Consider the following 24,839-nt stretch of genomic DNA (forward strand, 5'->3'; position numbering starts at 1 on the left):
AAAGAAATGCTCAATTTAACGCTAAAGCCAGGCCATATTAGCTTAAACGAACTGCGTCAGGTGAGCCGATCACCTGTCAACCTTACGCTCGATCCAGAAGCCATTCCAGCAATTGATGAAAGCACACAAGTCGTCGACCGCGTGATTGCTGAAGATCGCACCGTGTACGGCATTAACACCGGTTTTGGTTTGTTAGCCAATACGCGCATTGCACCAGAAGATCTGGAAACGTTGCAACGCAGCATCGTTCTCTCTCATGCTGCTGGTATTGGCAAATTAATGTCAGACGAAACTGTTCGTTTGATGATGGTGCTAAAAATTAACAGCCTCGCCCGTGGCTTCTCTGGCTTGCGTTTAAAAGTCATCAATATGTTGATTGATTTGGTCAATGCACAAGTTTACCCATGCGTACCCAAAAAAGGTTCCGTTGGCGCGTCTGGTGACTTAGCTCCCCTCGCTCACATGAGCACTGTACTGCTAGGTGAAGGGGAAGCTCGCCACAATGGGAAAATCATCTCCGGTTTAGAAGCACTGCAAATCGCAGGTCTTGAGCCAATCACTCTTGCCCCAAAAGAAGGGCTTGCACTTCTTAACGGTACGCAAGCTTCAACAGCTTTTGCGCTTGAGGGCTTGTTCATCGCAGAAGACCTTTTCTCATCGGCGACGGTGTGTGGCGCAATGTCGGTAGAAGCGGCACTGGGTAGCCGTCGACCATTCGATCCACGTATCCACCGCGTACGTGGTCACCGCAGCCAAATGGACGCCGCTCATGCATACCGTCATCTGCTTGAAGCAACCAGTGAAATTGGTGAATCTCACACTGATTGTGAAAAAGTACAAGACCCATACTCACTGCGTTGTCAGCCTCAAGTGATGGGCGCGTGTTTGCAGCAAATCCGTAATGCTGCAGACATATTACAAGTAGAAGCAAACTCCGTCTCAGACAACCCACTTGTGTTCGCAGAAGATAACGACATTATCTCAGGTGGTAACTTCCATGCAGAGCCCGTCGCAATGGCAGCGGATAATCTCGCCCTTGCGATTGCCGAAATTGGTAGCTTATCAGAACGCCGCATGGCGCTACTTATTGATAGTGCTCTATCTAAGCTTCCTCCTTTCCTTGTCGACAATGGCGGCGTGAACTCTGGATTTATGATTGCTCAAGTTACCGCTGCAGCATTGGCGAGCGAAAATAAAACGCTAGCACATCCTGCATCTGTGGATAGCTTGCCAACATCCGCGAACCAAGAAGACCATGTATCAATGGCTACGTTCGCAGGTCGTCGTTTGAAAGAGATGGGAGAAAACACGCGTGGTATTTTAGCGGTTGAGTACCTATCCGCAGCTCAAGGTCTCGATTTCCGAGCGCCGAATAAGTCATCAGAGCGCATTGAAATCGCGAAGCAAATGCTACGTGAAAAGGTCTCTTTCTACGATAAAGACCGATTCTTTGCACCCGATATTGAACATGCTAATGCGTTACTCAAATTGGCACTGCACAATGCGCTGATGCCAGAAAGCTTATTGCCTAGCGTGCACTAAGTCGTCCAAGCCTCTAAGAAAAAAGGGTCCACGAAATACAAAAGGTTTGGCGAAATATAAAGGCTCCTCGCTGGAGCCTTTACTGTCTCTTACGTATCGAGCTAACCAATGAAAATGGAGCCCCATCTTTTTTCTGCACGGACTCTGATAACTTACTTACTGTGAAAGGGATAACTTGTTGATTGATTAATATATTGAACAATACGAGGTAAGCGCGTCCTTTTGGACACTTTATTCCTTTGCATTATCGTTTCATTGTTAAGATACCGTGAAGTTTTCACTGGATGGACCATTGCTACGCAGATATTCGCATATAATCTCTGACAGTTTTGGTTACTACGTAAAAATTATGTTTCTAACACCTTATTTTTCAAGCACTAATCACCAATTTCAGTTCACTCGCGAGCAGGCAAGTCACTTTGCTAAGCGCGTTGCTGGTGATTACAACCCTATTCACGATGAAGATAATAAACGCTTTTGCGTACCAGGCGACCTACTTTTTGCGGTTCTACTAAGCAAAGAGGGAATCAGCCAAAAGATGCGTTTTAACTTCTCTGGAATGGTGAACGATGGTGTTGCACTTCACATTGAAAATAAATGTGAGAAAGAAAGTGCAGTCATCGACGAAGCAGGCAAAGAATACTTACGCATGTCTCGTGAAGGTGAAACTAACCATGACCCAGCATTTATTGAACATGTAGTGACAAACTACGTTCAATTCTCAGGGATGAACTTCCCTCACATCATGGTTCCTCTGATGGAAGAGAAACAAATGATGATCAACTGCCAGCGCCCTCTTGTTATCTACGAAAGTATGGAAGTGGAATTCTGCCGTCTCGATCTTACTCATCCGGAAGTGGACTTCACAGGTGCGACTTTCGATGTTGAAGGCAAACGCGGTGTCGTAACACTCAACTTTGCCTTTAAACAAGACGGCGAAATTGTAGGCAAAGGCATCAAACGAATGGTCGCAAGTGGCCTTAAACCTTATGACCAAGACGCCGTTGACGATCTTGTACAGCGTTTTCATGAACGTAAGGATGCATTCCTAGCAAAGTTCGCTAAAGCGGCTTAACGCTGCAAAAATTAAAAAAATAGCCCAGCATCTCTGCTGGGCTATTTTTTATTGCTTTTACTCTTATAAGACTCGTTAAATCCATCGACGTACCTGATTCTTGTAATCGACGTAATCTTCACCGAACAACCTTTCTAGTGCACGTTCTTCAGGCTTAATTTGAAACCGGTTCATGTAGGCGACAAACAATACGCTACACAAAATCACACTCAAGTGTTGCCACCATAAGCCTAAAGCAATGATGACGAGTAATAATGCAACGTACATTGGATTACGTGTATAAGAAAAAATGCCCGAATCAACCACTGTCGACGCAGACTCTGGTTTGACTGGGTTTACCGTCGTTTTTGCTTTGCGAAACTCCATAACACCCGCGACACCAACACAAATGGCAATCGATGCTAACCCGATAGATACAAAACCCACAAATGGTACGGTAATTTTTAGCCCCGGCATCATCTCTTTTAAGCCGTACATCAGTAATACCACCAGCAAGAACAAAGCAACAGGTGGGACTTTTAGCTCAAGTTTCTTCAATTTTCATGTCCTTATGAAATGAACGCATTCATCGTCGTATGACAAGCTGTTAGTGACAAAAAGCCCAGTTAGACTGGGCTTTCAAGACGTATTATAGCAAGGTTAGCAATGCTTGGACTGGGTGCTTTGGTTTTACATTCTCAAAGCGCTTCACTTGGCTTCGGCATGAATAACCTGTAATCAAGCAGCGTTCAGCATCGAGTTTATCCAAGTTTGGCTTCCAACTGAGATCATAGATATCACGAGACATAGACAGTTTATCCACTTCATGCCCGAAGGTCCCCGCCATACCGCAACATCCAACCGGAACCGTATTCAGCGTTGCACCAAAATGAGCAAAGATTGCGCCCCACTCTTTTTCAGCGTTCGGCAGCTTTGTTTTTTCGGTACAGTGCGCAAATAAATACCAGGGCGTTGCTTCACCAGACTCAATAGCGGTGAACTCGCTCAATCTTGGGTATAACCACTCATGCGCGGTCAATACGTCAAACTTTCCGCGTTTACTTCCTAGGATTTCCTCATACTCATCGCGATAACAAAGCACCAATGCAGGATCAACCCCAACCATGGGGATATCTAAATCCGCCACCATTTCCAAAAATTTTGCCGTATCTTGCGCCGTGTTCTTAAACTGGCGTAGGAACCCTTTAATATGTTGTGCTTTACCATTAGGTTTAAACGGCAGAAGAACAGGATTCATACCCAGCTTTTTAACGAGCTTAATAAAGTCTTCCACAACATCAGCATCGTAGTAACTGGTAAATGGGTCTTGAACAATCAACACATGGTTTTGTTTGTCTTCGCTTGGTAAGCCTCTTAGTGCTTGCAAGTCATAAGCTGTCGTTAAACTGTCTACGCGCTGTTTTAGCGTCGGTACAGACAATAAAGGAGCATCCACGTAACCCACTGCCGAGGCCGTTAAGCTCTGTACCCAAGATTGCTTTAATACCCCATTCACAACACTTGGTGCTTTCGCCATCAATGGCAACATCGACTCAATGTTTGATACCAAGTAATCTTTCGCTGGGCGTTGATAGCGTGAGTGGTAAATATTAAGGAAACGAGAACGAAAGCTCGGCACATCGACTTTAATCGGGCACTGACTTGCACACGCCTTACACGCTAAACAGCCATTCATCGCCTCATAAACTTCATGTGAGAAATCGTATTCATGGCGACGATTGATCGAATGACGAACACGATCAATCATCGTTTTAACAGAGGTTTTGTTTTCCAGCGTTTGTTGCTCTAAGTCGAGGATATCAATACCTTGTTCCGTGAGCTGGCGTAACCATTCACGTACTAAACCCGCACGCCCTTTTGGTGAGTGACGACGGTCTGCCGTGACTTTCATCGAAGGGCACATTGGCGAACTAGTATCGTAGTTGAAACACAAGCCGTTACCGTTACATTCCATCGCTTGTTTAAAGCTATCACGGACTTGAACGTCAATCTGTCGGTCATAATAACCGCGCTTGGTGTCGGTTATCTTTACCAGCTCCGCGTCGCTATTGAGTGGTGTACAAATCTTACCTGGATTCATTTTGTTATGTGGATCGAAAGCCGCTTTTACGCGCCTTAACTCGGTAAACAAGGCTTCGCCAAAGAACTCTGGGCCGTATTCTGAACGAAATCCTTTTCCGTGCTCACCCCACATCAAACCGCCATATTTCGCCACCAGCTTGACCACTTCATCAGAGATTTCATGCATCAACGCTTCTTGATGAGGGTCACACAGATCGAGTGCCGGACGAACGTGCAATACGCCAGCATCCACGTGACCAAACATGCCATAGTTAAGGGACTTTGCATCTAATAACTCACGAAACTCAACAATAAAATCAGCCAAGTTTTCTGGTGGTACGCAAGTATCTTCAGCAAATGCGACGGGTTTAGCGCGACCTTTTGCCGCGCCAAGTAGACCCACCGCTTTTTTACGCATGTTATAGATACGCCCGATGCTTGCTACATCACTGCACACTTGATAGCCAATGATGCCAGCTTCTTCCGTTTCTAACATGTCGTCTAGCTTGGCCGTCAGATAGGCGACTTGAGACGCCACTTCTTCTTCATCCTGACCCGCGTATTCCACCATGTTAATACCAAGCATCTCTTTGTCTGGAACATCGGTGATTAAGTCGCTGACGGTATGCCAAACAATGTCTTGCTTAGCGAGATTAAGAACTTTTGAATCCACCGTTTCAACCGATAACGCATTCGCCTGAACCATAAATGGTGCATTACGCAGCGCTGAATCAAAACTATTGTATTTTACGTTAACCAAGGTACGAGCTTTAGGAATACGCGTTAGGTTCAATTTAGCTTCAGTAATGAATGCCAACGACCCCTCAGCCCCACACAGCACTCGGGTAATATCGAAACGATCTTGCTCTTCATCATAAGCGTTCTTTAAGTCATAACCAGTTAAAAAACGATTTAGAGGGGGGAATTTATCATTGATTTGCTGACGCTTTTCTCGGCAAACCGACTCTGTGACCCGAATGGCGGTATCCGCAAATTCACCCTCGTTTGGCAATCCGTGAGAAAGATCTGACTCTAAAATTGATCCATCAGCAAACACCGCTTGGAGTGAAAGTACGTGATCGGACGTTTTTCCGTATTTCAATGAGCCTTGCCCAGAAGCGTCCGTGTTGATCATGCCACCAATGGTAGCGCGGTTACTGGTCGATAAGTCTGGAGAGAAAAAATAACCATAAGGACGAATGGCATCATTCAGTTGGTCTTTCACGACCCCGGTCTGAACACGCACCCATCCTTCTTGTTCGTTCACTTCTAGAACTCGGTTCATGTGACGAGACAGATCAACCACAATACCTTTAGTGAGCGATTGGCCATTTGTGCCGGTACCACCACCTCTAGGAGAAAACGTAATGCGTTCGTATTCTTCCTTATTGCTGAGTTTACCGATGAGAGAGACATCTTGTGTGGTTCGAGGATGAACCACAGCTTGAGGTAATTGCTGATAGACACTGTTATCAGTGGCAACCGCAAGACGACTGGAATATTGGCTCTCGATATCGCCAGTAAACCCGGCGTGTTCGAGTTCTTTAAGAAAACGAAGAACAAGAGGATCAACATCCGTTTGCGAGTGTAATCTTGGTAACATTTGCTTCCTGCCCCTACTGCGCTGATCCGATCAGCTGCGGGTTATCTAATTCTTAATCATTCACATTGCATCCTGTTCAAAGAGCAAGTAAACAACGTGAATGGAGTCATATTCTTTGAATTCCCTCACTTTACAACATTTAAAAAAGCGTTCAAATCAGAATCTCAATAGAAGATATGAACTTATGCTTTATTTCTTTAGGTCGGATGCCTTACATTTAGGGATAAATCGCCTTTTTATAATGAGCTCTAATAATGAAAAAGAATAAAGTCGTCACAACCGAAGATATCCTCCTAAAATTATGCAAATCCGTCTCAAGTGTTCTTACTTCGGCTACGTCTTCTCAAATTAACTACTCGGCAATGGTGCAAAAGATCAATAAAACGAGCTTAAAGCCTGACTTTGGTTGCTTTGTCTTGTTTGATGGCGGTTTTACCGGGCTTGTTGTTATTAACTTCACAGCAAAAGCGGCACTTGAGATCTATACCAACTACATGCGTAACATGGGCATGCCTGAAGAAGAGCTTGCGATCTCACATACTTCTGATGAAGTTGGCGATGTCCTTGGTGAACTGATGAATCAATTGGTTGGTAACTTCACGAATAAGATACGCAAAGAACTGCAAACCAATATCACACAAAACCAACCGAAAATGCTCGCGCTTAATAAACAAGTCATATTGCAAGTGGATACCAACCTAGATCGCCCTCAGGCACGTCGCGTGACATTCTCAACAGAAAACAACAATATTTTCTATCTAGAACTGGCTATGGATAAAACTGAATTCATCCAACTTGAAGAGTTTGACGTGGTCGAAGATGAAAACCCAGATGACATTTTAGAAGCAACACGCAAAAGCATGGAAAAAAGCACTGCGAGTACAGTAAGCACTAAAAACGAAGCGGATGATCTACTTGACCAACTCGGTCTGTAACTTTTTTAAAGAACATAACCCTCATCAAGCCCCTTTCCATAAGGGGTTTGTTTTTTCTTTTCCTATTCCCCTCACGCCCCTTGTTTCGTTTTTGAGCCAAAAAAGGTAATATATCCGACTTCTTAAATTTTGGTACTCATGACTGGTCGTCGATGGATAAACAAAAAGCTCTGAAAAAAATTGCCAAGTGTTTAGAACTGGGCAACTCCGCCAATGTGAATGAAGCTGCTAACGCTATAAAAATGGCGCACAACCTCATGCTCAAATATGGCTTAGACAAAGATGATATTGAGTTTATCAAAATGGGTAAGACTCAATCCTCACATCTGTTGCCAGCCAATATCAGCTCTACACTATTGCGCGTGATTCGAGGCATTAACACTAAATTTGGTGTTGAAGCCGTACTATTGAATCACAAAGGGCTTAAACGTGTTGAATTTATCGGTGAGGCAGACCGCGCAATTTTCGCTGCTTTCGCTTTTGATATCATCTATCGCGAGCTAAATGAAAGTACTGGCCAATTTCGAAATAGTTTTGCAGGCTCTGGCACCTCTTCGCTCGAAGTCACTCGCCGCGTAAACTCTTATGTTTCAGGTTGGGTCGAGGGTGCGCTAGAAAAGCTACCGGTGATCTCACCTGATGAAGAGTCAGCAAACAAAATCAATAATTACATAGATAAAGAGTTCAAGAATATTGATCGTGAAACGTTCAAGAAACAACTCAAAGAAGCGATGAAAAATCTGACCGAAGATTACGAAGTTGGCTTAAAAAAAGGTCGCAAGGTGTCGGTAAACCGAGGGGTTGGCGGCGCACAAGCGAGAAAAATGTTAGGTGATACAACAAACCGATCGTAATTTTGGTTACAACGTCGCCAACAACAAGAAAAAGCTTACAACACGCTTATCAATCTGACGTTCGCATAACAAATATCAATAACACCTACTCCATAATTCGAATCACTTTGTGAGGCGCATTTGCGCCTCAATTTTATACGGAGATTTTCCCTTGAAAAAGATGTCTATCGCACTTGCGTTAGTGCTTGCTCTTACTGGCTGTCAAGCCACTCAACGTCAAAATGCCACAACGGGCGAATACGAAACAAATTCAACGACGCAAGGCGCTCTGATCGGTGCGATCGCTGGTGCAGCAATTGGTCTTGCGACAGGTGACAATGCGAAAGAGCGACGTAAACACGCGCTAATTGGTGCCGCTGCTGGTGGTGCAACTGGTGCTGGTGTTGGTTACTACTTTGATCAACAAGAAGCCGAACTTCGTCGTGCGTTACTTAACTCTGGTGTACAGGTTGAGCGCGTTGGTGAAAACCAGCTACTACTTCGTATGGAAAACGGCATTGGCTTCTCTTCAAGCTCTTACCAACTAGACGCAGGCATCCATAATACACTACGTGGTGTGGCTCGTATCCTCGTTGAGTACCCAGACACAAGCCTAGTAATTGATGGCTACACGGACAGCACTGGTAGTGATTCATACAACCAAACACTCTCTGAGCGCCGCGCAGAGTCTGTACGTCAATTCTTAGTGTCACAAAACGTTGCACCAGGCCGCGCGATTGCTCGTGGCTACGGTGAGCGTAACCCACTGTGTTCAAACCAAACATCAGAAGGTCGTGCTTGCAACCGTCGTGTTGAAATCCAGATCTTGCCACTGAAGTAATTTGGTAGCACCATATCGGTAATAGATCATATTATCGGAGCAGGTCTAGCGACTTTCGCTAGACCTGACACACAATGTCGTTCAAAACCACTGCTTATAGCCTTATTTTTAGCGTTTGCGTATCGTACAGCGCATGTGCAACTCAAACACCTACTCCTACTCAACCTGAAGCGCAATTTGAACTGGCACAATCGCTCGCCTTAACGAATGAATCCGCCTCGCGCCCTGATGTTCGATATTGGCTAGAGCAATCTGCCCATCAAGGCTTTATACCCGCACAAAAACAATTGGCAGAAGATTACGCTCGCGGGCTTACTGGGCGTGTGGATTTTACCCAAGCGGTTTACTGGTTTACATCTGTTGCGCTCAATGACCCACAAGATCGTGGATTTCTCTTAGCTAGTTTTGTCGAGCATCATCAGACCGATGTGTCCAATGCAGATCTCATCGAAGCATGGTATCAACTCGCTGCACTTAAAAACCCTAAAGCCGAGCAGGCGTACAATCAATTCTTGGAGCAACGCTTCAATCAACTTCGCGCCAAGCAACTCTCAGAAATCGTAACGCTCGATAAAGAAGCCACAGACGAAGAAATGCGTGAAAAAGTTGAACATCGACCGAAGCAGAACACCGACACTCATTACCAATGGTACACCTTAACAGGGATCATCTTTGTTATATTACTTGGGTTTGGTGCATATCGTAGACACACCATAAAAACGAAAGCGGATACCGTAAACGATGTGTCAGAATCTCAACGCCTACAAACACAAGTAAATGAGCTTCAATTTACAAACAAACAGCTCAAACGTCAGCTAGAAAAAGTCTTCAAAGAGTTTAAAAAAATTAAAAGCCAGTCAGAGAGTCAAACCTTAGCCATTGCTTGTGCAACATTTGGCTATACTCCTCACTCAATTCCTGACAGTAAAGCACTGAAACTGCGCTACAGACAATTGTCAAAACTCTATCACCCTGATTCGCGAGGCTCTCAGGAAGAAATGAAACGTTTAAATCACGCTTTCAACGTAATCTCACAAAATGTTACAAAACAGTAAATAATCACTCTATTACTTCTATTTGAACATCTTATTTCCTGAAATCAAAGGCTCGCAATCGATCTCGCTCTCAAACGAATTAACAGACATTTAACTTCAATATGATTTCTATGTCATAATGGCCGTGAAAAATAACACCTAGCGACTCAAATTCATGTAGGTGGGGAGAAAATCAATGTTCACAGAAGAAGGCACCTGCGACTGGTGCAAAAAACCTAGTTTTGTTGCTCGTCATGATTACCTCGATGGTAAATTTAATCGTTCTTGCGAATCTTGCTACGACATTGCAAAAATCGATGTCCGCCTTTTCAACCAAGGCGAAATGAAAATGCGCGAACGCATGGCACAGCAATTAGGCTAAACAAAAAAATCAACGGAACTGATTTTCAAAGGCGTCTTTTTTAAGGCGCTTTTTTGATGCCACTTAATACCCAAAGGGCTCACTTAGATCGATTTAGCTATGCAGCACTTAGCCTTTTAGTACTGTATGAACAGTACTGAACACCTGTATATACAGTACTGATCATTGACTGCTTTTACCTCTTACCTGCCACTCACCTCACATTTTTCTGTTCTATTTCATCATAGGCACATTTCAATAAAAACCATTAATTTCAATCAGTTAAAGTAAAAACAAAAGACTATTTATATCCATATACGCTCTTACACTCATAAAAATTGGTTGATCACTTTTCAAAAACAAACTACTGTATAGACATACAGCATGTATAAAGGAACAGTAAGATGCAGTTACAAAGTCAATCTCATACATACTCACGCTACAACGTATTGGCGCAAACAACGCAACCTATGGATGTGTCTGACCAACTTCTTTCTAAGTTGGCCGTGTTGTCTCAACAAAAACAGTGGATCCTGTTTACGGCTGAGTGCCCTCGCCCTGATTTTGAACAACTTGCTGGTTCTAATATTCGCTGTCAAAACATCATTCAAATGAAACCATCTCAGCAACTTTCTGAAGTTGAAATCGTCATCAAGGCGATTCGTTCTGGCAATGCAAGTGCCGTTGTTGCATCAAGTAAGATTGCACCAATGAATCAGTCGATGCTTCGTAATATTGCTCAACGTTATCAGTGTGAAGTCTTTTTCGTCGACGGCAGAGTGAATAAGTACCACTAATAAGATCGACGTTATCCATCCTGCATCTCGCCTCCTTGTTTTGGGAGGCTTTTTTGTATTCTAAGAAAAATAAGCAAACGTTTGCTTTTTATCTGGCGACTTAAAATAGTTCTGGTATGATGCCCACATTCGATTTATTTAGCGTTAATTTTTTGCTGAATATATCCTCTATTATGACGTTTGAATAATATGATAGGAATGTCGCAATGAGCCTTGCCAATCAAGTACTTGCCGTCAATGACGACCTGCCAATTCGCACAAAAAAACCAGTACACAGCGGAAAAGTTCGCTCTGTTTATTGGCTAACAGAAGAAGACAGTGCACGACTGATCAAAGAAAAAGGATACGATGTCGCACCTAATGCGCCATTAGCCATTATGGTAATTAGTGATCGCATCTCTGCATTCGATTGTATCTGGCATGGTGAGGGCGGCCTAAAAGGCGTTCCGGGCAAAGGCGCCGCACTAAACGCAATTTCGAATCACTGGTTTAAACTGTTTAAAGATAACGGTCTAGCTGATAGCCATATTCTTGATATACCTCACCCGTTTGTATGGATTGTTCAAAAAGCGAAGCCAGTTAAAATAGAAGCGATCTGCCGTAAGTACATTACAGGTTCGATGTGGCGTGCTTATGCGAATGGTGAACGCGAATTCTGCGGTATTCAACTCCCTGAAGGCTTAGAGAAAGACAAAGCCCTACCAGAACTGCTGATGACACCATCAACTAAAGGCATTTTGAAAGGTATCCCAGGCGTTCCTGAAGCGGATGACGTGAATATTACTCGCCAAAATATTGTCGACAACTTTGGAGCATTTAACTTCTCAAGTGCAGAAGACATCGCGCAATACGAAAAGCTATTAAAAGAGGGTTTCAGTGTTATTAGCGATGCGCTTGAAGCCATTGACCAAACGTTTGTTGATACTAAGTTTGAGTTTGGCTATGTACATGACGCCGTTGGTAACGAAAAGCTAATTTACATGGATGAAGTGGGCACACCGGACTCTTCACGTATTTGGGATACAAAAGAATACTTAGCGGGCAACATTGTTGAAAACTCAAAAGAAGGGTTCCGCCAGTTCTTACTTAACCACTTCCCAGATCCGGACATTTTACTCAATAAAGAGCGTATGCCTGAGCGTGAAGCATTAGCCCGTGATAATGATCTTCCAGTTGAATCATTGATGGATATTTCTCGCACTTACATTGGTATTGCTGAAAAGATCACAGGAAAACCAATCGCACTCAGTGACAACCCGAAAGCGGAGATCATTGAAATTCTTAGCAAAGAATACGGGCTAATTGATTAGCTACCCGGTTAAAAATCAACCGGAATCCAAACAAAAAAAGCGACCGGTTGTGCGGTCGCTTTATTGATTTCATACTTCTCGTTAGAGTTTCAAGTTAAGTACGTCTTGCTCTGTGATATCTACTTTTAGTTGACTTCGAGCTTCGATGTACTCAATTTGTTCTGAGTCTAACGAATAAGGCATGACTACGCGTAGTTCTTGTATTCCCTCATGCTGAGCTAGCTTTGCTAACTTCACGAGATTTGATTCGTCGCTTTGACGTGAAGACATCGATTTTAATGCTGCTTCCCAGAGACGATCCTCTGGTTTGCTTAATTCTGCGATGTTTTGCTTCCACAACAAACCAAAAATAGGAGCAATAGTAGAAAAAGCCTCAACGAAGGTCCATTTTTTACTTCCTGATGCGCCTAAAAAACTGGTGTAGTCGAATTCAATGCATGTCTTTCCTTGGTGCTTCATCCTATACCTCTACACCCAACAAAATTGAGTTATACGAAATATCGTACAATTACTTTGATATAGCAATAGGATATAAAACATTGGTCTTTTATTCCCGATTTTATTTACAAAAGGAAATATTAAAATCAATCTCATAACAAACCATACACATATTAGCTATGTGTGAATGTCGATTTAATTCATATTTTTTAATTATAAACAACAACCAACGGATGACCGTTTTTGAAAGAAAGCAGCAATAAACAAACCAAAGAACGATTCCTCACTATCATTTAACGTCAATGACTCGACTCGCCTTTTTATACTGAACTTTCCATCCAGACCATCGCGGCAATTCCCACCGCTTTGGATCAGCTTTTCGACTTCCCTCTGCATAAATGACGTGGACCAGTTTTCGAGAGACAAAATACTCAACATCGAGCTTTAGTCCCGCTAAAACCAGCTTTAATGGAAACTTCTCCGCGAAATCCTCGTATTCCCACTCGGGAACGCCTTTAAATGGGATGTCTTTCGCTTCGAGCAACTCAATATCTTCAATACTCTCTACACCCAGTGCTTCCAATTGTTCGACCAACCACGATGAAAAAGTCAGATTTTCAATTGCCCCTTTATCGATAAGATCTGAGTTTAACCCAAGTGCGTTGTAGATCTTCCAATGCTGAATTTGTTGTTTTCTTAATGGCGCAAATTCAGGCAACAGCGTTTCATCTTCAATCATCTCTGCAATGGATTGAAGTGCAACTTCACCTTTAAGTGCTTGGTACTCTGTAAAGATACGACGACCGGCATAAACCAAATGCATGGTGGCACGTGGCGATTCTTCTTCATAATTCGTTTCGCCTTGCTGCCACTCACCTAGCTCCAACTCTCTAAACAAACGGAGCGAAATTGGCATCATAACTGAAGCAAGATTGAGCGTTTGCTTTACACCTCGTCCGGGTAAGCTGTGGCTATCTAAAACCAAAGCCGCTTCACTTGCTGCTGGGAACCGACTATTGCGACCAACCATCATTTCCATCGTGCCATTACCAAGCGCATCTCGCCGACGCTCACGCCGCACAAATACGATCTCTGGATGCAGTTTAGCCATCGCTTTAACCAATACGTCTCGTTTATAACGCGAGGCAACTTCAAGATCGGGCAGTTCAAAAACCGCTCGCATCTGTTTGGCTAAACCCTGTGCTTCTTCTAAGACACTCACATCAACGTTTACTCCGGGCAGTTGTTCACCACGCACCAGACGAGTCATCAAAGCCACATCGCAACCGAATGTTTCTTGCTGGTCTAATGCTTCTGCTGCCTCTCCACTCTGCAACTGGTACAACTGAGCAGGTACAGATAACGCTGCTGCCAAATCGATCATCGCCTCTTTTTCTGCTTTTGTTTGAATACGGGTAACCAAATCTGCAAACAAAGCATCAATCGGCAGCGGGTAAACCTTTTTGCCATGGTCAGTGACATTACCTTGCTCGTCAATCGCTCCCATTGAACGCAACGTTTGCGCGGCCAAAGCTAATGATTTCTCGGGCAATGTTTCAAGAAATGGAAGGTTCGACAAGGGATAGCCACAACAAGCGGCTGCCAACATTGGCTCCACGAGTTCTTCACGATGAAGCTCCGGTGGCGTGACGAGTTCCAGTGGCGCATGCTCACCATATAAACGAATGCACGCTCCCTCAGAAACCCGGCCTGCTCGACCCATTCGTTGTGCGGCACTGGCTTTAGAAATATTGGTCAACATCAGAGCAGTACGCCCGTTTCGTTGAATAGTCCGACGCTCTAAACCGCTGTCTATCACGACACGGATATTCGGGATCGTCAAAGACGTCTCCGCCACGTTGGTCGCTAACACTATCTTGCGCTGATTTTGAGTGGTAAGTGCACGATGCCTTTCATCATCACTCACCGATGCATGCAATTTGACCACCAGCACGTCTTCAATATGCTGCAACATCTGAGCGCATTGAGTGATCTCTTTACGCCCGGGTAAGAAGACAAGAATATCGCCATCTTCATCTTCTAACGCTTCTTTGACGGTACTTACGACATCATTCTCACAACCTTTTTTATTGGGCAAATAACGACTATCACGCGCTCGATATGTCACCGTCACGGGAAAGCAACGCCCATTAGAACGAAGTCTTTTTGCCCCTAAATACTCAGCCAGTTTTTCGCCCTCTAACGTTGCAGAAGTGACGATTAAACGATGCTGATTTTCTTGCTTTAAAATTGCAGTAAGGAGATCAATATCCCAGCGGCGCTCGTGAAACTCATCCACCATAACAATATCGAAGTTTGTAAGCTTGTCTTCTGCAAACCAACGCAATGCGACCCCAGGTGTGACGAACACAACTTGTGTGTTCTCATCAAAGTGCGCATGGAGCTTAATCGCATAACCAATTTTCGTGCCTAATGCTTGACCAGATTGCTCAACCAGAAATTCAGCTAATGACGTACAAGCAATTCGACGCGGCTCAATGACCAAAACGCGGCCATGATTGGCAGCCCATATTGGCAAACGAGTCGATTTACCGGACCCCGTTTCAGCTTCAACTACAAGGTGATGGTGACTTACGAGTTGGTCAAATTCAGCTTTTAAGCTATCAATAGGCAATTGAGACATAAATGAAAGGATCGTATGTGGTTAGAACGCCCTATTATACTCAAGTGAAAAATTCTTGCTTTAGGAATCACTACAGTGGCTATACTGACGATATTTTCATCGGGTATTAATTTTTTTTGCGACATTACGTTGATGTGCATCAACGATTGTTTACAACTAAATACTGAACCCGTTAGAATTTTACCCGCATCCCACAACCCTACATAAAGGCACCCAATGAACAACGACAAGCGCCCACTCTATATCCCTTTTGCGGGACCGGCTCTTTTGGCAACTCCGCTTTTGAACAAAGGCAGTGCATTTACGACAGAAGAACGCAGCTCGTTCAACTTAGATGGTCTTCTACCTGAAACGACCGAAACTATCCAAGAGCAAGTAGAGCGTGCCTACCGTCAGTACAAAAGCTTCGAAAGTGACATGGATAAGCATATCTACCTGCGCAACATCCAAGACACAAACGAAACGCTTTTTTATCGCTTAGTTCAAAACCACATTTCAGAGATGATGCCTATCATCTACACTCCGACTGTGGGTGCAGCTTGTGAAAACTTCTCTAACATTTACCGTCGTGGCCGTGGTTTGTTCATCTCATACCCGAACCGTGATCGCATCGACGACTTGTTAAACAACGCAGCAAACCATAACGTAAAAGTGATTGTTGTAACCGATGGCGAACGAATCTTAGGTTTGGGTGACCAGGGTATCGGTGGCATGGGCATTCCTATCGGTAAGCTATCACTGTACACCGCATGTGGTGGTATCAGCCCAGCTTACACGCTGCCTATCGTGCTGGATGTTGGTACAAACAACCCTCAACGTTTAGCGGATCCTATGTACATGGGATGGCGTCATCCACGCATCACTGGCCCTGACTACGATGCGTTTGTTGAGGAGTTTATCCAAGCGGTTCAACGTCGCTGGCCAGATGCGTTAATCCAATTCGAAGATTTCGCTCAAAAAAATGCGATGCCATTACTAGAACGCTACAAAGACCGTATCTGTTGTTTCAATGATGATATTCAAGGAACCGCGGCGGTCACAGTAGGCTCACTACTTGCGGCATGTAAAGCTGCGGGAACAAAACTTTCTGACCAACGTATTACTTTCTTAGGCGCGGGCTCAGCAGGCTGTGGCATTGCCGAAGCGATCATCGCTCAGATGGTGTCAGAGGGCATTTCTGATAAAAAAGCACGATCTCAAGTTTACATGGTCGACCGTTGGGGCCTACTGCAAGAAGGCATGCCGAACTTACTTGATTTCCAACAGCGTCTCGTTCAGAAGTTCGACAACACGAAGAAGTGGGAAACGGAAGGGAATGCTTTCTCACTACTTGATGTGATGCACAACGCTAAACCAACCGTACTTATCGGTGTTTCTGGTGCGCCAGGCCTATTTAGCCAAGAAGTCATCGAAGAAATGCACAAACACTGTCCGCGTCCAATTATCTTCCCACTGTCAAACCCAACAAGTCGTGTTGAAGCAACACCAAACGACATTATTCGTTGGACAAATGGTGAAGCTCTTGTTGCAACAGGTAGCCCGTTTGAGCCCGTCGTGCATGAGGGTCGTTCTTACCCTATCGCCCAGTGTAATAACAGTTACATCTTCCCAGGTATAGGTCTAGGCGTGCTTGCGGTTAATGCAAGAAGAGTAACGGACGAAATGTTACAGGAATCAAGCCGAGCACTTGCGACTTGTTCTCCGCTTGCCATCAATGGTCACGGAGCACTGCTTCCACCATTAGAAGAAATTCATTTGGTATCGAAGAAGATTGCATTCGCTGTTGCTAAAAAAGCGATTGAGCAAGGTGTTGCGTTAGAAATTACTGACGAAGCACTGAATGATGCCATTGACCAAGCATTCTGGCAGCCAGTTTACCGCCGTTACAAACGCACAGCATTCTAAGCAATGAGACGATTTGTCTAATAATTCGCCCTCGCTCTGCGGGGGCTTTTATTTTTTATGCTATTTTTCATCCTCCTAACCATATTTTGGCATTTCTGGGCTTCTCTCTTTAATTCTATAAGATATGATGAGAGACTCTTTTTTCATTAAGGACATAGAACGTTTTGCTGTTTTCTCGCATAAGATCAAAGTGGAAGCTTAAGTTGTCATGGAAGCGTTTTGCTTTGGTTTGGTCGATCTCTGTTCTCGGCCTGTTGTGCACGGTTATCGCAATTGACCGCTGGGTTGTACTTCAAGCACAGGATCAAATTTATACCAATTACGAGCAAGTTCCGAATCATGAAGTGGCGGTGGTTCTTGGCACTAGTAAGTACATAGGAAAAACACTCAATACCTATTACACCCACAGAATAAACTCAGCCATTGAACTCTACAAACAAGGTAAGATAAAACAGTTTCTCCTCAGTGGAGATAACGCGCACCGTTCTTACAATGAGCCATGGACGATGAAACGTGATCTACTAAAAGCAGGTGTACCAGAAGAGGTAATTCACCTTGATTATGCAGGGTTTCGTACGCTCGATTCTATCGTCCGAGCAAAAAAGATTTTTGCATCCGATCGCTTCCTCATCGTGACACAACGCTTTCATTGTGAACGAGCTCTGTTTATTGCTGATGCTTATAATATTGATGCGCAGTGTCTTGCGGTTGCGGGACCAACGACAAATAAACAAAAGACCTCAATGCGTACCCGTGAACTGCTGGCTCGAGTAAAAGCTTTTTTAGACCTTTACATCATGGATACCCAACCTCGCTTCCTTGGTCCTCAAGTGCCTATTGTCGCGGTCGACAAGACGAACACTGAAGATGAAATACCCGCTTCACAAGTCGCGGAAGGACCTCCTCTAGAAGCACAAGATCAAAAAGAATCCGTCCAACAAAAACAAGCTAACTAGCTTATATCACCGCTCGACGCGACTCTTGTATACCTGGTGTTATTCTTAACACGAAAACCAAATCACTAAATGGGTAGCTTTCTACCCATTTCCAATTATTGGCGTCACATTTTCTTATTTTTCGGTTCAATCTCCGTAAATCCCAATCGCGCTTGCATGTAACATTTAATCAATAAATAACTACAAGTCAGTTACCTTGCCATAATAAATCAACAAAACGGCAGGAATAAAGGAGCCTAACCATGACCGCATTTGCTGTGACATTGAAGAACTGGTTCTTCACTCGCAACAGTATGATTTTAGTGTTCAATATCATGCTGTTTGTTTTGCTATTCAACACGCTACCCTTTGCCCCCAAAGTCGTGACCGGATTGTGTATTTTAGTGTTCGTTGCAATTCTTTGGCTAACCGAAGCAATTCATGTAAGTATTACTGCGCTCTTAATCCCATTGCTTGCTGTATTTCTCGGTGTTTTTAATACCCAAACTGCTCTCAACAATTTTTCCAACTCTATCATTTTCCTATTTCTTGGCGGTTTTGCACTCGCAGCGGCACTACATAAACAAAAACTGGATCGCGCTATCGCTGACAAAGTGTTGCTCATCGCAGGCGGAAAAATGTCGGTGGCTGTCTTTATGTTGTTTGGTGTGAGTGCTGCACTATCAATGTGGATATCAAACACAGCGACGACAGCAATGATGTTACCGCTTGTTTTGGGCGTAATGAGCAAATTAGATGCAGAAAAAAACCATCGTACATTTCTATTCGTACTGCTTGGTATCGCTTATAGTGCTTCAATCGGCGGTATTGCAACATTGGTCGGAAGCCCGCCCAATGCGATTGCAGCCGCAGAAGTTGGCTTAGGATTTACCGACTGGATGAAACTCGGCCTACCTATCTCACTAATTTTATTACCTATCGCTGTTTTAGTTCTATACACCGTCACTAAGCCGGATCTTAGCCATACTTTCGAGCTCTCTCATAAACCTGTGGAGTGGACCAACGGAAAAATGGTGACTTTGGCTATTTTCCTTTTAACCGTAACACTTTGGATCTTTAGTAAACCGATCAATGCCATGCTAGGCGGATTTGCCAAGTTCGATACGCTGGTTGCTATCGGTGCAATTCTACTGTTGGGGGCGTCTCGCGCCGTGGAATGGAAAGACATCGAAAAAACGACCGACTGGGGTGTACTCATTCTCTTTGGTGGTGGTATCTGTCTTAGCAATGTCTTAAAGGTAACGGGTACAAGTGTGTTTCTTGCACATGGTCTGACAGGTTTCTTAGAGCAAGCTGGCGTGTTTCTTACTATCCTGGCAGTCGTCGCTTTCGTCGTATTCCTTACTGAATTTGCGAGTAACACGGCGAGTGCTGCGCTGCTTGTTCCGGTATTCGCCACGATTGCTGAAGCGCTAGGGCTGTCACCGGTCATTCTTTCCGCATTAATCGCGATAGCTGCATCTTGTGCATTTATGTTGCCAGTCGCAACACCACCAAACGCGATTGTCTTTGGTACGGGTCACATTCAGCAAAAAGAAATGATGAGGATCGGGGTAATTCTAAATATTGCCTGCATCGGCGCGCTGACGCTATTTGCTTGGCTGTTTTGGTAAGTTATTAAACCACAACACACTGCTGTTCTGGTGATAAATGTAATCACCTCCCCCTCTCACACCGAGATTGAGCAGCAGTTTCTATTTGGTGGCCAATCGGCCACCTTTTTTCTTCTTGGTTTTTGAAATTAACGTAGTGAGATTAAGTTAGTTGTGGGGATTAAGGTTGTCGGGCCTAAAAATGAGCCTCAGTATCTGACTTCACTTAACTACCATTATCTACTTGAGAGCCAGTGTTCAGTTGACTGCCACTGTTTACTTGAGTGCCACTGTTTACTTGAGTGCCATAGTTCACTTCGATGCGATTTCGCCCGTTACGTTTGGCTAAATAAAGCACTTCATCCGCTCTTGCCATGGTCTCTGAAATTCGTTCATTTTCCATTTGAGCCACACCAATACTGCACGTCAACGTATCACCATGAACCCATAAATGCTTTTCAACACTTTTGCGCACCGCTTCTGCCTTTTTAACGGCCTGCTCGATATTCGTTTCCGGACAGAAAACAACAAACTCTTCTCCACCCCATCGTACCAAACGGTCATCTGCATCAATATTGCTCGCAATCACCATCACGAACTCCCGCAATATATCGTCCCCCATTTGATGGCCATATTTGTCGTTAACGCGCTTAAATTTATCTAAATCCAAGTATAGGATTGAAAACGACTCATACCCCCAACGAACATGGCGAGCTTGCTGCTCTAACCAGGAATGTACAGCATGACGGTTCATCGCACCCGTTAACGCATCACGGTGTGCTAACTCAGCGAATTCACAATTTTGCGCTCTTAGTGTGCTATTCACCTTTTCTAAATGGCGATGACGTTTGCTTGCTTTGTCATAGGCAATTTTATTTTTACGCATTTCATGTAATGAAAATGCAAGCCCTAATGCCATCCATGAAAAAAGTAATGCAAACAACAATGTCGACTCTTCGATATACGCACCTTCAAACTCAATCTTATCAATAACGATTTTATGTTTGCCCAGTGCCGCGCCAGCGCCTGTCGCTAAATCAATTCGAGTTATATTGGAGAACTCAGGAGCAGAGTGCTCAATGGCAACATTGTTATCGTTTAGCCACCACGTCATCACTTGAAGATTCTTAATTGGAATTTCAATCACTTCGCTAAAACTGGAAGGTGAAAATTGCATACCATTGTATTTAATGGTGTATTCATCTTGAGGAATAGAATATGCGGAGTTGTAATTTCTTAGGTAAATTCGAAGATTTTTGTTCGGGTTCTCCCCAATACCCGCGGTTTCATAACGCAGAGTCAGACGAATGGTATGGTAGCTAGAGAGATCTAATCCCTTTGTGGCTTCTTTTACATCGGTATAGACCGAAATACCACAATACGGCCAAGCGTATGTACTTTTCTGTAAATCACAGTCCAGAGTGAGACTTTGTTCATTGTATGTGATTTCTGATTTGCTAAGACCATTAGCACTCGCGTCATTCGTAGCATGGATATTGAACTGTTCCGGCGTTACCACAAGCTTGCGCGTATCACCAAGCAAAGCATAAAGCGCAACCAAACTGATCGTGCATATCGACAAGGTAAAAACAAATTTGTGTATCCATTTCATCATGATTGGCCCAGTGACTATCAATCGCCCTATTTATATCGTGCAATGTACTGAAAGATTTTTGCCTTTGCAAATAAAGTATTTTGGCAAGTCAAAAAGTGATTTTTAGCTCACATTCTCACTTTAAACACATGCAGCGCACACGTTAAACGTGATCCTGCTTCACGTCTGTATGATTTTACGACAAATCACTGATTTGCGAAGCAATTCACGTCAGGCACCCTCATTCTGCAAAAAAAGCAACAAATACAGGTTTAAGTCGGTTTCTATGAAGCATTCCTCTCCATCTATAGGCTGGTAAGGTATATACTGGTCAAAAACACAATAATGAGTAATGTCATGTCAATAATTGCTACTGGTACGCTAAAAAAAATGCGTGCATCTCTTGACGGTGCTGTCAGTTACCGTCTTCCTGTAGGTGATGAAGAAGTCGATCTGAGTGCGTTTCTCGGTCAAACTCTGACTCTTACCCACACGGGTAACATTTACTGCTGCTCTTGCGGCAAGAAGACTAAAAAAAGCTACTCTCAAGGTCATTGCTTCGTTTGCATGAAGAAATTAGCAAGCTGCGATATGTGCATTATGAAGCCAGAAACTTGTCACTACGAACAAGGCACCTGCCGCGAGCCTAAATGGGGCGAAGAGAACTGTATGGTTGACCACTTCGTTTACCTATCAAACACCTCTAGCTTAAAAGTAGGTATTACACGCCACACGCAAATTCCAACACGTTGGATTGACCAAGGTGCAACTCAAGGCCTGCCTATTTTCAAGGTGAAAACTCGTCAAATTTCAGGTTTAATTGAAGTGGAATTGGCGAAACACATTGCCGATAAAACTAACTGGAGAACGCTATTAAAAGGCGACGGTGAACCAATGCCGTTACAAGAGCGCTTCAACGAACTATTACCATTAGTAGAAGACAAAATTGCAGAGATCAAAGCACAGTATGGTGATGATGCGATTGAAGTTTTGACTGAGAGTATTACCGATTTGAGCTACCCGGTTCAGCAGCATCCAATCAAGATTACGTCACACAACTTTGACAAAAACCCGATTGTTTCCGGCACGCTGCAAGGTATTAAAGGTCAATATTTGATCTTTGATTCAGGTGTGATCAACATCCGTAAATTTACATCTTACGAAATAGAAGTAAGTGCTTAAGCCATTTACTTCTCCCAAAAAGAAAAAGCTCGAGTCAATCACTCGAGCTTTGTTTGCTGAAAATAGTATCACTTAGGCATCAAGGATGTTTTCCAGTATATCAAACAACATATCTATTTCCGCCGTGGTGTTGTAGTGCATACAACCGATACGAACCACGCCCCCCGACTCCTCTAAGCCTAATTGACGTACCAAACCCAAGGCGTAGAAGTGACCATTCCAAACACAGATATTGTGCTCCCCTAACGTCTTAGCAATAAATTCAGGAGAGTATCTATCAAATGTTAAAGCAAAAGTAGGCGTTCGATGTTGACTGCTTTCGTGATTAATACCGAATAAATTAACACCATCAAGCGCGCTTAAACGCTGTAAAAAATGTGCGCTTAATCGCTCTTCATGTTGATTATACAAAGCGTAACTTTGCTCTAGTCTCTGGCGAAGTGGCAAGCCTGCTTCTCCAAATTGTGCTAAGTAATCCACCGCTGCGGTGACGCCAGCCAATCCTTCGAAACTTTGCGTGCCCGTTTCAAAGCGCCCAGGGCCAATATTCGTGGCAGGCTCAACCTTATATGGTTTAACCGTATGTAGCCACTGATCTGCCACGTATGCAATACCGACATGAGGACCGAAAAATTTGTACGCAGAACATGCTAAGAAGTCACATTCTAGCTCTTGCACATCCACTAAATGATGAGGCGCGTAATGAACCGCATCAACATACACCTGCGCACCAACCTGATGGGCCATGTCAACGACACGTTGAACATCTACAATCGAGCCTGTCGTGTTGGAAGCGTAAGTCACTGCAACCAAACGGGTCTTTTCATTGAGTAAGTTTTTCAAATGGTCGAGATCTAATGTGCAGTCTTCTTCATTAACTCGAACTTGATGAACAACCGCCCCTTTGTCTTGCGCAGCTTGCTGCCAACTCGATACATTTGAATAGTGATCTAATGAGGAAACGATGATTTCATCTCCCTCCTTCCAATCACGACTGATTGCACGACTCAATTGAAAAGTAAGAGAAGTCATATTTGCGCCAAACACAATATTGCCTGAGGATGGTGCGTTTAAGAGCGCTTGTGCTGACTCTCTCGCCAACTGCATCACTTGGACGGTTGCTTGGCTAGAAAAGTAATGCCCACCAAGGTTTGAATTAAAACGGCCCAGATAGCTAACCATCCTATCCAATACCCTTTGCGGTACCTGCGACCCGCCCGGGCCATCAAAAAATGTCACCGGTCGATCATTATGATATTGAGCCAATGCAGGGAATTGCTCTCTGACCTGATTAAGATTGAAGTTCATTGCGCTTGTCCGTTGCTGTCAAAACAAAAACATCCATATGACCTTCTTGATCATTAATAACAGAGCGAATTGGGACGGCGTTGTGCCACAACTTACTGTCTGCCAACATAGCCACTTCTCCATTCTCTAACACTTTCCTAAAAAACGGTGCTTGGTTATGACTGCTATATAACATGATGTCCCCTCCCATGATGTTATGACGCCCCACACCAACTAAAGCGATATGATCAAATCCATCTTGGTGTACCCCCTCTGGGGCAACTTGGGTTTCATCATAAATGGCCGTAATTCGAATCTGATGAATCTCGATTTCTTGTCCATCCGCTAAATGATTTGCGTTCATAAACAAAGCACACATCTCTCGGAATCCCTCGCTTGAGATGATTTCCTTTTCAATCGGTTCAAATTGACGAACGACATCGCCTTGAAAGCGGTTGATATCCGAAGATTGGACAAAACTGTTTTTATTTAAATCCACAACTTGTCCATTTTCAAAACCAACCACAGAGTAACGTCTAAGGCGATATTGACCATCTGCATGTTCCGTGCGTGGTAAGCCATTAAATGATGGCGAAAGCTGCTCAATGGCTGCCATGCTGAGCTGGGTTAAATGTAGGGTGTTCTCACGTGAATGTAACATCATTGGCTCCTTTAATGAGGCACATCTAGCTTGTTTATTTAACATTTAATTTACATCATAGGATACGCAAATATTCTGCAATTGCCAGCATTTGACGTTGATAGCTTCAACATATTACATAAAACGTCATACCATGCTAAGAATTCAACCGATGACAGATTAAACATTCAATCCTGAGCATTGGCGAC

Annotated in this window: 20 protein-coding genes; 13 read left to right on the top strand and 7 right to left on the bottom strand. The window is 43.8% G+C overall.

Annotated features, from left to right (window positions below; translation table 11 throughout):
• The first annotated feature begins 6 nt into the window (after positions 1–6).
• Both hutH and VA249_RS08170 read left to right on the top strand, forming a co-directional pair.
• A complete protein-coding gene (hutH, locus tag VA249_RS08165) occupies positions 7–1,542 on the top strand; it encodes a histidine ammonia-lyase (protein ID WP_221067637.1) in 1,536 nt (511 codons plus the stop codon).
• A 349-nt stretch (positions 1,543–1,891) separates the two neighbouring features.
• A complete protein-coding gene (locus VA249_RS08170; protein ID WP_221067638.1) occupies positions 1,892–2,617 on the top strand; it encodes a DUF3581 domain-containing protein in 726 nt (241 codons plus the stop codon).
• A 75-nt stretch (positions 2,618–2,692) separates the two neighbouring features.
• Here VA249_RS08170 and VA249_RS08175 read toward each other — a convergent pair whose 3' ends face one another.
• Together VA249_RS08175 and ydiJ are read right to left on the bottom strand one after the other, a co-directional pair.
• Positions 2,693–3,154: a methyltransferase family protein gene (locus tag VA249_RS08175; RefSeq protein WP_128810733.1), complete on the bottom strand. Its 462-nt coding sequence runs from the start codon at positions 3,152–3,154 to the stop codon at positions 2,693–2,695.
• 91 nt (positions 3,155–3,245) lie between these two features.
• On the bottom strand, positions 3,246–6,281 hold the full coding sequence (gene ydiJ, locus VA249_RS08180; protein WP_221067639.1) for a D-2-hydroxyglutarate dehydrogenase YdiJ: 3,036 nt from the start codon (positions 6,279–6,281) through the stop codon (positions 3,246–3,248).
• A gap of 254 nt (positions 6,282–6,535) precedes the next feature.
• On the opposite strand from ydiJ, the gene VA249_RS08185 reads away from it, so the two are divergent.
• From VA249_RS08185 to VA249_RS08215, 7 genes are all read left to right on the top strand, one after another.
• The gene (locus VA249_RS08185) at positions 6,536–7,216 is read left to right on the top strand and encodes a DUF3334 family protein (RefSeq protein WP_211916463.1); all 681 of its coding nucleotides are present in this window, start codon (positions 6,536–6,538) and stop codon (positions 7,214–7,216) included.
• A gap of 152 nt (positions 7,217–7,368) precedes the next feature.
• Positions 7,369–8,070 carry a DUF2786 domain-containing protein gene (locus VA249_RS08190; RefSeq protein WP_211916462.1) on the top strand — a complete coding sequence of 234 codons (702 nt, stop codon included), beginning with the start codon at positions 7,369–7,371 and terminating at the stop codon, positions 8,068–8,070.
• A 151-nt stretch (positions 8,071–8,221) separates the two neighbouring features.
• Complete coding sequence (locus tag VA249_RS08195) at positions 8,222–8,890, top strand: YiaD family glycine zipper/OmpA-like lipoprotein (protein WP_128810729.1); 669 nt, start codon at positions 8,222–8,224, stop codon at positions 8,888–8,890.
• A 74-nt stretch (positions 8,891–8,964) separates the two neighbouring features.
• On the top strand, positions 8,965–9,945 hold the full coding sequence (locus tag VA249_RS08200; RefSeq protein WP_221067640.1) for a J domain-containing protein: 981 nt from the start codon (positions 8,965–8,967) through the stop codon (positions 9,943–9,945).
• Positions 9,946–10,120: 175 nt separating this feature from the next.
• Positions 10,121–10,306 (top strand): hypothetical protein, encoded by a 186-nt coding sequence (locus VA249_RS08205; RefSeq protein ID WP_164837171.1) that lies wholly within the window; start codon positions 10,121–10,123, stop codon positions 10,304–10,306.
• A 383-nt stretch (positions 10,307–10,689) separates the two neighbouring features.
• Complete coding sequence (locus VA249_RS08210; protein ID WP_221067641.1) at positions 10,690–11,082, top strand: SulA-like leucine-rich domain-containing protein; 393 nt, start codon at positions 10,690–10,692, stop codon at positions 11,080–11,082.
• 206 nt (positions 11,083–11,288) lie between these two features.
• Positions 11,289–12,392, top strand: coding sequence for a phosphoribosylaminoimidazolesuccinocarboxamide synthase (locus tag VA249_RS08215; RefSeq protein ID WP_221067642.1), 1,104 nt, complete (start codon positions 11,289–11,291; stop codon positions 12,390–12,392).
• 81 nt (positions 12,393–12,473) lie between these two features.
• On the opposite strand, the gene VA249_RS08220 is transcribed toward VA249_RS08215, so the two are convergent.
• Both VA249_RS08220 and VA249_RS08225 read right to left on the bottom strand, forming a co-directional pair.
• Complete coding sequence (locus VA249_RS08220; RefSeq protein ID WP_221067643.1) at positions 12,474–12,851, bottom strand: transporter; 378 nt, start codon at positions 12,849–12,851, stop codon at positions 12,474–12,476.
• Between the two features lie 268 nt (positions 12,852–13,119).
• A complete protein-coding gene (locus VA249_RS08225; protein ID WP_221067644.1) occupies positions 13,120–15,474 on the bottom strand; it encodes a helicase-related protein in 2,355 nt (784 codons plus the stop codon).
• A 216-nt stretch (positions 15,475–15,690) separates the two neighbouring features.
• Here VA249_RS08225 and VA249_RS08230 point away from each other — a divergent pair, with 216 nt between their 5' ends.
• The 3 genes from VA249_RS08230 (at position 15,691) to VA249_RS08240 (ending at position 19,948) form a co-directional block, all read left to right on the top strand.
• On the top strand, positions 15,691–17,379 hold the full coding sequence (locus VA249_RS08230) for an NAD-dependent malic enzyme (protein ID WP_128810724.1): 1,689 nt from the start codon (positions 15,691–15,693) through the stop codon (positions 17,377–17,379).
• Between the two features lie 164 nt (positions 17,380–17,543).
• The gene (locus tag VA249_RS08235; protein WP_221067645.1) at positions 17,544–18,335 is read left to right on the top strand and encodes a SanA/YdcF family protein; all 792 of its coding nucleotides are present in this window, start codon (positions 17,544–17,546) and stop codon (positions 18,333–18,335) included.
• 242 nt (positions 18,336–18,577) lie between these two features.
• Positions 18,578–19,948, top strand: a complete 1,371-nt coding sequence (locus VA249_RS08240; RefSeq protein WP_221067646.1) for an SLC13 family permease — start codon at positions 18,578–18,580, stop codon at positions 19,946–19,948.
• A 205-nt stretch (positions 19,949–20,153) separates the two neighbouring features.
• Here the strand turns inward: VA249_RS08240 and VA249_RS08245 are convergent, their stop codons facing one another.
• Positions 20,154–21,539 carry a GGDEF domain-containing protein gene (locus VA249_RS08245; RefSeq protein WP_221069899.1) on the bottom strand — a complete coding sequence of 462 codons (1,386 nt, stop codon included), beginning with the start codon at positions 21,537–21,539 and terminating at the stop codon, positions 20,154–20,156.
• Positions 21,540–21,878: 339 nt separating this feature from the next.
• On the opposite strand from VA249_RS08245, the gene VA249_RS08250 reads away from it, so the two are divergent.
• Positions 21,879–22,703, top strand: coding sequence for a DUF2797 domain-containing protein (locus tag VA249_RS08250; RefSeq protein WP_221067647.1), 825 nt, complete (start codon positions 21,879–21,881; stop codon positions 22,701–22,703).
• A gap of 72 nt (positions 22,704–22,775) precedes the next feature.
• Here VA249_RS08250 and VA249_RS08255 read toward each other — a convergent pair whose 3' ends face one another.
• Together VA249_RS08255 and VA249_RS08260 are read right to left on the bottom strand one after the other, a co-directional pair.
• Positions 22,776–24,011, bottom strand: a complete 1,236-nt coding sequence (locus VA249_RS08255; RefSeq protein WP_221067648.1) for a cysteine desulfurase-like protein — start codon at positions 24,009–24,011, stop codon at positions 22,776–22,778.
• On the bottom strand, positions 23,995–24,651 hold the full coding sequence (locus VA249_RS08260) for a 2OG-Fe dioxygenase family protein (RefSeq protein ID WP_211916553.1): 657 nt from the start codon (positions 24,649–24,651) through the stop codon (positions 23,995–23,997). Before VA249_RS08260 ends, VA249_RS08255 begins: the two co-directional genes overlap by 17 nt.
• Positions 24,652–24,839 lie beyond the last annotated feature (188 nt).

This window comes from Vibrio alfacsensis, assembly GCF_019670485.1.
GTDB classification, from domain to species: Bacteria; Pseudomonadota; Gammaproteobacteria; order Enterobacterales; family Vibrionaceae; genus Vibrio; species Vibrio alfacsensis.

What these genes read in the sequence shown, in the direction of transcription:
- hutH (WP_221067637.1), top strand. Translation starts at nt 7, where the DNA reads ATGCTCAATTTAACGCTAAAGCCAGGCCATATTAGCTTAAACGAACTG.
- VA249_RS08225 (WP_221067644.1), bottom strand. Translation starts at nt 15,474, where the DNA reads ATGTCTCAATTGCCTATTGATAGCTTAAAAGCTGAATTTGACCAACTC.
- VA249_RS08205 (WP_164837171.1), top strand. Translation starts at nt 10,121, where the DNA reads ATGTTCACAGAAGAAGGCACCTGCGACTGGTGCAAAAAACCTAGTTTT.
- ydiJ (WP_221067639.1), bottom strand. Translation starts at nt 6,281, where the DNA reads ATGTTACCAAGATTACACTCGCAAACGGATGTTGATCCTCTTGTTCTT.
- VA249_RS08185 (WP_211916463.1), top strand. Translation starts at nt 6,536, where the DNA reads ATGAAAAAGAATAAAGTCGTCACAACCGAAGATATCCTCCTAAAATTA.
- VA249_RS08245 (WP_221069899.1), bottom strand. Translation starts at nt 21,539, where the DNA reads ATGAAATGGATACACAAATTTGTTTTTACCTTGTCGATATGCACGATC.
- VA249_RS08255 (WP_221067648.1), bottom strand. Translation starts at nt 24,011, where the DNA reads ATGAACTTCAATCTTAATCAGGTCAGAGAGCAATTCCCTGCATTGGCT.
- VA249_RS08190 (WP_211916462.1), top strand. Translation starts at nt 7,369, where the DNA reads ATGGATAAACAAAAAGCTCTGAAAAAAATTGCCAAGTGTTTAGAACTG.
- VA249_RS08200 (WP_221067640.1), top strand. Translation starts at nt 8,965, where the DNA reads ATGTCGTTCAAAACCACTGCTTATAGCCTTATTTTTAGCGTTTGCGTA.
- VA249_RS08240 (WP_221067646.1), top strand. Translation starts at nt 18,578, where the DNA reads ATGACCGCATTTGCTGTGACATTGAAGAACTGGTTCTTCACTCGCAAC.
- VA249_RS08250 (WP_221067647.1), top strand. Translation starts at nt 21,879, where the DNA reads ATGTCAATAATTGCTACTGGTACGCTAAAAAAAATGCGTGCATCTCTT.
- VA249_RS08230 (WP_128810724.1), top strand. Translation starts at nt 15,691, where the DNA reads ATGAACAACGACAAGCGCCCACTCTATATCCCTTTTGCGGGACCGGCT.
- VA249_RS08260 (WP_211916553.1), bottom strand. Translation starts at nt 24,651, where the DNA reads ATGTTACATTCACGTGAGAACACCCTACATTTAACCCAGCTCAGCATG.
- VA249_RS08215 (WP_221067642.1), top strand. Translation starts at nt 11,289, where the DNA reads ATGAGCCTTGCCAATCAAGTACTTGCCGTCAATGACGACCTGCCAATT.
- VA249_RS08170 (WP_221067638.1), top strand. Translation starts at nt 1,892, where the DNA reads ATGTTTCTAACACCTTATTTTTCAAGCACTAATCACCAATTTCAGTTC.
- VA249_RS08220 (WP_221067643.1), bottom strand. Translation starts at nt 12,851, where the DNA reads ATGAAGCACCAAGGAAAGACATGCATTGAATTCGACTACACCAGTTTT.
- VA249_RS08210 (WP_221067641.1), top strand. Translation starts at nt 10,690, where the DNA reads ATGCAGTTACAAAGTCAATCTCATACATACTCACGCTACAACGTATTG.